Annotated in this window: 12 protein-coding genes; 5 read left to right on the forward strand and 7 right to left on the reverse strand. The window is 72.5% G+C overall.

The genetic code is table 11. The annotated features are described in order from the left end of the window. Nucleotides 1-54 precede the first annotated feature (54 nt). From ACFWPS_RS50900 to ACFWPS_RS50915, 4 genes are all read right to left on the reverse strand, one after another. A complete protein-coding gene (locus tag ACFWPS_RS50900; RefSeq protein WP_383720478.1) occupies nucleotides 55-513 on the reverse strand; it encodes a cyclic nucleotide-binding/CBS domain-containing protein in 459 nt (152 codons plus the stop codon). Between the two features lie 62 nt (nucleotides 514-575). Then, nucleotides 576-1,565, reverse strand: coding sequence for an Acg family FMN-binding oxidoreductase (locus ACFWPS_RS50905; RefSeq protein WP_383720480.1), 990 nt, complete (start codon nucleotides 1,563-1,565; stop codon nucleotides 576-578). 30 nt (nucleotides 1,566-1,595) lie between these two features. Then, nucleotides 1,596-2,477, reverse strand: coding sequence for a universal stress protein (locus ACFWPS_RS50910; RefSeq protein WP_383720482.1), 882 nt, complete (start codon nucleotides 2,475-2,477; stop codon nucleotides 1,596-1,598). Further along, nucleotides 2,461-2,787: a DUF1918 domain-containing protein gene (locus ACFWPS_RS50915; RefSeq protein ID WP_383720484.1), complete on the reverse strand. Its 327-nt coding sequence runs from the start codon at nucleotides 2,785-2,787 to the stop codon at nucleotides 2,461-2,463. The genes ACFWPS_RS50910 and ACFWPS_RS50915 overlap by 17 nt, the downstream gene beginning before the upstream one ends. Nucleotides 2,788-3,259: 472 nt before the next feature. Here ACFWPS_RS50915 and ACFWPS_RS50920 point away from each other — a divergent pair, with 472 nt between their 5' ends. Beyond that, nucleotides 3,260-4,165, forward strand: a complete 906-nt coding sequence (locus ACFWPS_RS50920) for a universal stress protein (protein ID WP_383720487.1) — start codon at nucleotides 3,260-3,262, stop codon at nucleotides 4,163-4,165. Between the two features lie 61 nt (nucleotides 4,166-4,226). On the opposite strand, the gene ACFWPS_RS50925 is transcribed toward ACFWPS_RS50920, so the two are convergent. The 3 genes from ACFWPS_RS50925 to ACFWPS_RS50935 form a co-directional block, all read right to left on the reverse strand. After that, on the reverse strand, nucleotides 4,227-4,400 hold the full coding sequence (locus tag ACFWPS_RS50925; protein ID WP_383720489.1) for a CBS domain-containing protein: 174 nt from the start codon (nucleotides 4,398-4,400) through the stop codon (nucleotides 4,227-4,229). 122 nt (nucleotides 4,401-4,522) lie between these two features. Then, a complete protein-coding gene (locus ACFWPS_RS50930; protein ID WP_383720492.1) occupies nucleotides 4,523-5,209 on the reverse strand; it encodes a universal stress protein in 687 nt (228 codons plus the stop codon). A 44-nt stretch (nucleotides 5,210-5,253) separates the two neighbouring features. Continuing rightward, entirely contained in the window at nucleotides 5,254-5,835 is a 582-nt protein-coding gene (locus ACFWPS_RS50935; RefSeq protein ID WP_383720495.1) for a hypothetical protein, read from the reverse strand. Between the two features lie 516 nt (nucleotides 5,836-6,351). Between ACFWPS_RS50935 and ACFWPS_RS50940 the strand changes: the two genes are divergently transcribed. From ACFWPS_RS50940 to ACFWPS_RS50955, 4 genes are all read left to right on the forward strand, one after another. After that, a complete protein-coding gene (locus tag ACFWPS_RS50940) occupies nucleotides 6,352-7,419 on the forward strand; it encodes a zinc-dependent alcohol dehydrogenase family protein (protein WP_383720509.1) in 1,068 nt (355 codons plus the stop codon). A 23-nt stretch (nucleotides 7,420-7,442) separates the two neighbouring features. Then, nucleotides 7,443-8,144: a helix-turn-helix domain-containing protein gene (locus tag ACFWPS_RS50945; protein ID WP_383720498.1), complete on the forward strand. Its 702-nt coding sequence runs from the start codon at nucleotides 7,443-7,445 to the stop codon at nucleotides 8,142-8,144. A gap of 111 nt (nucleotides 8,145-8,255) precedes the next feature. Next, complete coding sequence (locus tag ACFWPS_RS50950) at nucleotides 8,256-9,317, forward strand: universal stress protein (protein WP_383720500.1); 1,062 nt, start codon at nucleotides 8,256-8,258, stop codon at nucleotides 9,315-9,317. 44 nt (nucleotides 9,318-9,361) lie between these two features. Continuing rightward, on the forward strand, nucleotides 9,362-9,837 hold a 476-nt coding region (locus ACFWPS_RS50955), incomplete at its 3' end, for a GAF domain-containing protein (RefSeq protein ID WP_383720503.1).

Raw genomic sequence — 9,837 nt, forward strand, 5'->3', positions numbered from 1 at the left:
GGCTGCGTCGGGCGGGTCGCTTTCGCGCAGTGCGGTCGTTCCCGGTCGACCGCTTCAGGCTTCACGCGGACCGCCGCTGACCGAGGGCGGTCCGGGCGGCTCCTGGAGCACGCTCCATGCGACGGGGCCCAGCAGATCGGCCAGCTGCCGGAAGACGTCCAGGAACAGATCGTCGATCGTCAGCACCCCGACCAGCCGGCCCCGGTCGAGGACTGGCAACCGGCGCACTCCCGCACGGCGGAAGGTGCGGTACGCGGCCCGGAGGTCGTCGTCGGCGTCGACGGTGACGACATCGGCCGACATCACCGCGTCCACGGTCGAGCCCGCTGCCAGGCCGCCGCCGAGGCCGCGCAGCGCGAGGTCGCGGTCGGTCACGATGCCGCACAGCTCCCCGTCCTTCACGACGAGGACGGAGCCCACGCGGCGCTCGGTCATCCACTGGGTCACCTCCTGCAGGGAGACACCGGGGTCCACGTGCACGGGAGGCGCGGTCATCACCTCGGCCACCTTCATGCGGCTGCTCCTTGTCGTCGAGTCGTGATGCGAGGGTGCGTGGGAGGGCGCGTTCGCGGGTTTCACACGATGTCGAGCACGTCGTCCAGTGGCCGCCGAGGGCTCGCCTGCCCTTCGGGGCCATATCCGAGCCGGACCACCATCTGCACATGGCCCATGGCGGAGAGAGGGTCGCGGGCCGCCCACCGGAGGTCCGGCCATTCGAGCGGCTGGGAGGTCACGGAGGCGACCAGTCCGTCCACGGTGGCCCGCAGCAGGACCCGCTCCAGCGCCTGCCCGGCGCGCAGCCAGTCCGGGGGACCGTCGTGGGCTGTGCCGAGCAGGGCGATGTTCGGCTTCTTCTCGAACGACGCCCGGGGACGGTCCGGCATCGGGCGTCCGGCGGCGAAGTCGCGCACGGGGGCGCCACTGCCACGGCGCACCGGGCCGAACGCCTCGGCGGGAATGCCGTCGGACGGCCCTTGGGCCCCCGACGGTTCCGCATGCGTCCACCGCGCGGTCTCGCCGCGTATCCCCGCGTCCAGTGCCTCCCACTCCTCGGCGTCCCGCACCAGCTCCAGGATCGAGCCCACATGCCAGCCACCAGGGAACAGCAACTGCGCGCCTTCGGCACTGGCCGCCGCGCACAGGTCCTCGCGGGTCGCCGCCGGGATCTCCTCGTCACGGAACGGGTAGCGGCTGGAGTGGCGGCGGCCGACCGCGGGACGCAACAGCGCCAGCGCGGGGTCCGGCGACCCGCTGCCGCACAGGTGCACCTCGGCGAGCAGGTCCGGGTAGTCCGGATCCGGGAGCAGCCGGACGACCGGCGCCAGCGCCGCCGCGGCGGCGGCCACCCGTAGGTTGAACAGTGCGGCCCCGCAGCTCAGGTGCAGACCGCGTTGCTCCGGATCGGTGTGCGGCAGGGTGCGCCCCAGGTCGGCGTACAGGCGCAGGACACCGATGTCGCCGAGGTAACGAAACCTCCAAGGCTGTGCGTTGTGCTGCGAAGGCGCGGCGACGGCGTCCGCCACGAGCGTCTCGACGGTGTGCGCGTCGACGGGTTCTGCGGTCATGGTGGCTTCCCTTCGCTTCGGACTCGCGGATCAGGCGGGCCCGGACGGCACGGCGATGACCGGGCACCGCGCGTGGTGCAACACCCCCTGGCTGACCGAGCCGAGCAGCATGCCGGTGAATCCGCCCCGGCCCCGGGTGCCCACCACCAGGCCCAGCGCGTGGGCCGAGGCGTCGGTGAGGATCTGCACGGGGTGCCCGGTGACCAGTTCGTGGCGCAGGTCCACCTGCGGGCAGCGGGCGCCGCGACCGGCCACGATCTCGGAGAGCAACCGCCGGGCCTCCTGCTGCGGTCCGTACTCGTCGAAGATCCGCAGCGGCCCCGGCTCCCAGACGAAGAGGGCCCGGACCCCGGCACCGCGCAGCGCGGCCTCCTCGAACGCCAGGTCCACGGCGGCCGCGGAGTGCGGGCTGCCGTCGACGCCGACGACGTAGTACGCCGGGTCCTGGGTGACGTGTTCCGGTTCGGGTACGACGACCACCGGACAGCGGGCGTGCGCCATGAGGGGCACGGCGACCGAGGCGGAGCCGAACACCTCCTGGGCGCGGGTCAGATGCCGCGAGCCCAGCACGACGGCCGTGGCGTCACGGCTCTGCTCCCGCAGCACCCACGCCGGATCGCCCTCCGCGAGCAGCGGGTCCACCCGGAGCCCCGGATGGTGCTCCCCGACGAACTCCGCTGCCTCGTCCAGTACCTGCCGGCCCGCCTTGTGCAGCGCCTCGTTCCACTCCTCCCAGGAGGGCGGTGTCCGGCCCCTCCCGTAGCCGCGGGTCGGCACGCCCTCGGCGAGGACCGGGCGCAGCGGCAACCGGCGCCGGGCGGCCTCGTCCGCCGCCCAGACCAGTGCCATCCGGTGAGCCGGGTCCGGATCGACGCCCACCACGATCGGTCGGGGATCACCGGGCCGGGTCATGACGGCCTCCGCTCTCCGGATCGCCGGCTGCGGGGGCCGCGGACGTCAGATGCCTGACGCAGGAGCCGGGCCCCGGGAGGTACACGGTCAACCGTCCGCTGTCGGCCCGTCGCATGTCGTAGGGCGGGCTGCCGTCGGGATGGTGGAGCACGACGACCTCGCCGTCCCGCGCGACGGCTCCGACCCCGGTACCGCGTACGACGATCTCGTCGCCGACGTGGGCGTGCATCGAGGCGCCCCTCGCCTCGGGCCCGGTGGCCGTCGTTGCCCGGCCGGTCTGCTTCGCTGATGCTGATACGGGAGCGGACATCGCCCTCGTCTCCTCCCTGCGGCGGCGCCGGGGAGTGCCGCCGCCGGTTCCATATCCATTGCAGGTGGCGGTGCGGCCGACGTACCAGGGGCCATTGGTCCCTGCGGTTGGTCCGACGATCCCCTGGGGAGCCGTGCGTCGAACTTCTTCCGGGCCATGACGCGCCCCCGGTCGTGCATCAGGCCGACCATGTCTTTGAACGAGGCCCAGCGGCCCACGGTGGCGACCGAGCAGGTCATGATGTCGCCGACGAGATGCGGGGTCCCGTACATGACGACTCCGTAGGGTCCGAGAGGAAGCGGAGCGACTACCTCCAGCATGCGGCACCGGTCCTCGTCGACGGCAGGTGCGGCGGCCTTCGGCCCCACCGAGGACGCGTGGGCCGGTTGGTCCTGTAGGGGGACGTATGGCCCTTACCTGCCCGGGAGCGTGCCGTCACGCTGGGAGGGAACGCTCCCCGGAGGTGGAGATCATGTTCCGAACCGTCACCGTAGGTCTCGACGGGTCGCCCGAGAGCCGGGCCGCCGCCGAGTGGGCGGCGCGCGAAGCCCTGCTGCGCGGCCTGCCGCTGAAGATCGTGCACGTCGGAGAGCCTGCCCCCGTGCCTGTGGCGCAGGCTCCGCTGGTGGGCCCCGAGACCCGTCAGCACTGGACGCGGCAGATGCCGAGCGAGGCCGCGGAGGGTCTTCGTCTGCGGCACCCGGGTCTTGAGGTACTCACCGAACAGCTGACGGGTGACGTGCCCGAAGTCCTCTGCGAGGCGGCGGACTCCGCCGATCTGCTCGTGCTGGGCTCGCGGGGTTTCGGCGGCATCGGCGGGTTCGTGGTCGGCTCGGTGAGCCTGGCCGTCGTGGCCCGCGTGGAACGGCCCGTGGTGCTGGTGCGTGAGGGCGAGCAGGCCGCGGACGAGCACGGGATGGATCCGGCGGGCGTGCCGTCCGCCGCCACGCCGTTCCGGCCGGTCGTGCTCGGCCTCGATGTCGATCACCCGGACGACACGCTGCTGGAGTTCGCCTTCGACGCCGCAGCCCGCCGGGCAACACTCCTTCGGGTGGTGCACGCCTGGCCGGAGACGGCCGTGTCCTACTACCGCTTCCCCGGCGACGCGGAACTCCAGGACGACCTCGAACGGAGCCACCGCACCGCTCTGGCCGAGGCGCTGCGTCCCTGGCGGCAGAAGTTCCCGGGCGTCGACGTCATCGAGGCGAGCCGCTGCGGCAGCGCCGCGCAGGTCGTCGTCGGCGCGGCCCGCGACGCGTCCCTGGCCGTCGTCGGCCGGCGCATCCGTACCGGTTCCCTCGGCACCCGCATCGGTCATGTCACCCATGCCGCCCTGCATCACATAGGTGCACCCGTCGCCGTCGTGGCCCACGGATGATCCGGCAGCCCGGACCTGAGTGACCGGAAAGGCGTCGCTTCCGGAACACGTGAACGGTACGTCACGGCTCCCCGTCAGGTGTCCGCCGCGGCCAGCCGTCGCCCTCCAGTACGGGCAGGGCACTGATCCTCCCTCCGTCCATGTGCTGGACGATGTCCTTGAACAGGGCCTCACGGCCCACCGAGACAACGGCACGCGTCATCATGTCGCCCACCTGATGGTGGCTGCCGGTCATGGTGTTCTCCTCACAGCTGCGGGGAGCCAGGGCTCGAAGGAGACCTCTCGGGTCCTGCTACCAGCGTGAACGTGTGCACGCCCCCGTACTACCGGTCGGTCGGCTCCGGCAGGGGCCCCGGCTCACGACGGTACGACGGCCACGGCGCACGTGGCGCGCCGCAGCAGGGCCCGAGCGGCCTCCTTCCAGACGGTGGTCCCGGAGTCGTGCGGGACCACGACCAGTGCGGCGTGTTCGGAGCAGTGCAGCAGCGCCTCCGTGGGGCTGAGCAGCCGGACGTCCTCCAGCACCCGCACGTCGGGGAACTTCTCGCGCCACGGGCGCAGGGCGTCGCCCAGCAACTGGACCTCGTGGTCCTCCCAGGCGGCGCGATCCCTCTCCGGCACGCCGAAGGGCCGCTCGGCGGCGCCCGCGGGCAGCGCCCAGGCATGCACGGCATGCAGGCGCACGCCCCGGAGCCGGGCGCTCTCGAAGGCGAAGCCGAGGGCCGCGTCGGAGGGGGCACGGGCGTCGACACCGAGAGTGACTCCCGCCCGGCGGCGGGAAGTCGCGAGAAGGTCGGGGACGAGTACGACAGGGCCGTGCGCGGTGCCCACGAGCGTGGCCGACAGGGAGCCGGGCCGCAACGGCGGGGCGTCGTCGTCCCCGCGCACGCCGCAGACGATCACCGAAGCCCCGACGGGCTCGCGCGACGGGCTGTGCGGCACGCGCAGCACCACACCCCGCATCTGTGCCTCGTGGGCTGCCCAGTCGATCACGGCCCGACCGGGCGTCGACCTGCCGCTGCGGGCAAGGATCACGGGTTCCATCGGCGTTCGCCTCCGAGTCGTTGCGAGTTCGAGGGGGCTCGACTTCAGCCGGTCTTGTGACCCCAGCGAGGTCCGACGGTGGTCCACTCGCGGCCCCACAGATCGAGCCGCCGCTGCTCCAGCCGCCACCGGACGACCGCTCCGGCCCCGAAGACCGCTCCGGCCAGCGCGCAGCCGGCCGCCGTCCCCAGGACCCCCGCCTCGACGGCGGCCGAACCGGCGCTCGGCGGCCTGGTGGTCAGACGGCCCTGGCGGTCCTGCCAGACCACGACTCGGGAACCGGCCCTGGTACCGGTGTCCACGAGAGTCCGGCCGGTGCGCGTGGAGCTGTCGGGTGCGGTCCAGGTCACGGTGGCCGGCGTGCGCTCGCTCTCCGTGCCGAGCCTGGAGGTGCTCTTCGGGACATCGACGAGAAGCACGGCCCGCACGGCCTCCCGTTCCGCACGCTGCCGCGCGAAGACGTCGTCCGCGGCCCGGGCGGCCAGCAGCCCGGCGACGGTTCCTCCCACCACGACGAGTGCCCATACGGCCAGGACCACCCAGGCCTCGACGACATCGTCGTGGCGTCGCAGCGGGTTGCTCCGCCACCGCCACAGCGGCTTCTTCACACGCCGGGTCCTGCGCATCGGCCCGCACCTCCTCCTTGTCGTGGCTCCTAGCCGTGGTGACACTCCCGAAGGTGTCAGTCGACCCGGTGCCGGGACATGGGCCGACCAGGGACCGCCGTAGGGCTGCTCGGGGGGCAACTCGACCGGACACATGGGCCGTTCAGCCCTCGCCGGGACAGGCTCAGGCGACCACGGCGGAGGCTGGTCCAGGGGAGCCCTTGCCGGCGAGAGCCTCGCGGAGGCCGGGATACAGCTCGAAGGCGCCGCCCAGGCCCGTGCAGCGCAGCAACCGAGGGAAGCCGCCGTCCGGCGTGACCAGCCGCAGTCTGCCTCGAACGGCCCGTGTCCAGTTGTTCGGGAGGGGCGGCCGTCCGGCAGGTCATGTGGGCCGGACGGCCCAAGCGGACCCGTCCGAGACAGGACAGGCTGGACTTGCGGGGCGATACCGGCACTGTCCCGACGTCCGGCCGGCACCTGCCGTCGGCGTCCGCCGATCCCGTGCCCCGCAGCGGACCAAGGACGGTGAGTGACGACATGAAGGCCTTCGTCTTCCACGGCCCCGGGCAGTCCGCCTGGGAAGAGGTCCCCGATCCCGCCGTCAAGGAGCCCACCGACGCCGTCGTACGGGTGGACGCCGTCACGATCTGCGGGACGGACCTGCACATCCTCAAGGGCGATGTCCCGGAGGTGCAGCCGGGCACGGTCCTCGGTCACGAGGCCGTCGGCGAGATCGTAGAGGTCGGCAGTGACGTACGGACCGTACGGCCCGGAGACCGTGTGCTGCTCTCCTGCATCAGCTCCTGCGGGCGCTGCTCGTACTGCCGGGAAGGCATGTACGGCCAGTGCAGGGGCGGCGGAGGCTGGATCCTCGGCCATCTGATCGACGGCACCCAGGCCGAGTACGTCCGCGTCCCCTTCGCGGACCTGTCCGTCCACGCCCTGCCCAGCACGGTCGACAGCAAGGACGCCGTCCTCCTCGCGGACATCTTCCCGACCTCCTACGAGGTGGGCGTCCTCAACGGCCGGGTGCGCCCCGGCGACACCGTCGCCGTCGTCGGCGCCGGCCCCATCGGCCTGGCGGCGATCACCACGGCACGGCTGTTCGCCCCGGAGCGGATCGTCGCCGTGGACCTGGCCCCAGCCCGGCTGGAGGCGGCCAGGGCGCTCGGCGCGGACGCCGTCGCGGACGCCCGGGAGGCCCCGGAACAGCTGATCGCCGACCTCACCGACGGACTCGGCGCGGATGTCGTCATGGAGGCCGTCGGCGTACCGGAGACCTTCGAACTGTGCACCCGCATGGTCCGGCCCGGCGGGCACGTGGCCAACATCGGCGTGCACGGCAGGCCGGTCACGCTGCACCTCGAAGACCTGTGGATCAAGAACGTGACCATCACCACGGGCCTGGTGGACACCCACTCCACCCCCACCCTGCTGCGGATGGCCGCCGCCGGCCGGCTGCCCACCGCACAACTGGTCACCCACACCTTCCCTCTGGACCACATGGCCGAGGCGTACGAGGTCTTCGCCCGCGCCGCCGACACCGGCGCGCTCAAGGTCGTACTCGGCGGGGAACAGCACGAGGTCGCCGTCCGCGGGACCTGACCGACGAGAGGATGTGACCGGTCATGGCCGAACAGGTACGGCCGAACACGGCAGAAGGACCAGCGCTGGGAGACCTGGGGCGCCGCGTGGCGGCCCGCCGGCAGGAACTCGGCCTCACCCGTGAGGAGACGGCCGAACGATCCGGCATCGCCCCCGGCTATCTGCGGTACCTGGAGGAACACCCCGAGGCCGCGCCGGGCACGGGCGCCCTGCTCAGGCTCGCCGACGTCCTGCACACCACTGTGTCGCACCTCACCGGAGGCGACCTGGACACCCCGCCCGGACCCGGCCGGGCGGGATACCGCCCCGAGTTCACCGAGCTGAGCCCGGCCGAATGCAGGGCGTTGCTCGGCTCGCACGGCGTCGGACGCCTCGGCGTCGACACCGCATCGGGCCCGGTCATCCTGCCCGTCAACTACAGCGTCGTCGACGGCACGATCGTCTTCAGAACCGCGGACGAGACCACACCGTCCATGGCCCCGGGCCGGCAGGTGGCCTTCGAGGTCGACCGCATCGACGACGCCTTCGGCGAGGGCTGGAGCGTGCTGGTACGCGGACCTGCCCGCCGGGTGAGCGAGGCGGAGGAGGTGTACCGGCTCACCATGTCGGTTCACAGCACTCCGTGGGCGGGCGGCGATCGCGACCTGTGGGTGCGCATCGAGCCCCGCTCCGTGACCGGGCGCCGTATCACCGTCGAATCCGCGCCGGGCCGGGTGCCTGAGTAGCCACGCACCCACTCAGGGCGAAACGGTGGCCGAGACTACCGACGCACACGGGACGCGCGACCCGGTGCTGCCTGTCGACTGCGTCCTGGACGGTGACGGCGCGGTGCTGCTATGTGCGCAGCGCGCCAGAGCCGGCCCCTCGCCGCAGCCGACTGGGCCGCGCGTGAGTCCCTGATGTCGGACCTTCCCCTGCGACTGGTGCACGTCGGCGGACAACAGCCGCACGACTACGTGCCGTTCGCGGGCGATCCGCTGCCCCCGGCGGAAGTCGACCACTCTGCGGCACTGCTGAGGGAGACCGCGGCCCGGCTGCGCCATCGTCGTCCTGGCCTGCGGGCCGACACGGACCAGCTCCCGGGACAGCCGGTGCCGGTGTTGGTCGGCGCCGCGCGCGACGCGGAACTGCTGGTGCTCGGGTCGCGAGGCCTGGGCGCGGCCGGGGGCCTCCTGCTCGGTTCGGTGGCGTCGGCGGTGGTCGCCCGTACCGAGCAGCCGGTCATGCTCGTCCGCGCGGGAGCCGGCGCCGAGGACGAGCATCTGTCCGATGCCGCCGGGACGCCTTCCGAAGCGACCCCCTACCGAGAGGTCGTGGTCGGGCTGGATCTCAGCGACGCCGACGACACCGTTCTCGGCTTCGCGTTCGCCGCGGCAGCCCGGCGGGCGACAGGGCTGCGTGTGGTGCACGGCCGGAGCGGCCCGGAGCCACAGGACGAGCAGACCGCCGTACACACACGAATTCTCAGCCCATGGATGGCCAGGTTCCCAGGTGTCGAGGTGACCGAGGAGTCGGTCGTGGGCGACGCCGGCGCCCACTTGGCGGACGCCTCGCAGGGGGCCTGCCTGGTGGTCGTCGGCCGCCGGATCCGCCGGGCCGCCCTCGGCCCGCACATCGGCCCGGTCACACACGCGGTGCTGCGCCACGCGGCCGCACCGGTCGCGACCGTCCTGCCCGCTGCCGAGCCTGTCGGGTGCCAGCAGCTCGACCATGGTCGTCGGCCGCGATGCGCTGCTGCCGGACGACGGTCAGCGTGTCGTTCAGGGAGCCCGAGTTCCCGGGCCGAAGCAGGTGTTGCCCCTCTGCTCTGCACGGCCGGGCGGCTCCGTAGTAGGTGCCGACGACTTGACCCGATCCGGGTGCCCGGCGTGGTCGGTGCCTACTACGGTGGGCTTTGACCGGACCTGCCGGTGTGTGAGTCGACGGGATCGGGAGGGGTGCGGTGGAGAGCCATGAGGCGGCCCGGGTGCGGTTGCCGCAGCTCAGGCTGGATGAGTTGCTGGAGGAGTTGCAGGCTCGGCTGGATGCCGCGCGTGGTACTCGGGACCGTGTGCACAGTCTGCTGGAGGCGGTGCTCTCGGTCGGCCGGGAACTGGATCTGGAGCAGGCTCTGCGCAGCATCGTGGAGGCGGCGGCCGTGCTGGTGGATGCGGAGTACGGGGCTCTGGGTGTGATCGGTCCGGACGGGAGGCGGCTGTCGGCTTTCCACACGGTGGGTGTCAGTGAGGAGGAGATCGCCCGGATCGGTCCTTTCCCGGAGGGGCACGGGATTCTGGGGGAGTTGATCCGTCATCCTGAGCCGTTGCGTCTGACCAGGCTCTCTGAGCATCCGGCCTCGTTTGGTTTCCCGCCGAATCATCCGCCGATGAGCACGTTCCTGGGTGTCCCGATCCGTGTCCGTGATCAGGTGTTCGGCAA

The sequence above is a fragment of the Streptomyces sp. NPDC058457 genome (assembly GCF_042720695.1).
Taxonomy (GTDB): Bacteria; Actinomycetota; Actinomycetes; order Streptomycetales; family Streptomycetaceae; genus Streptomyces.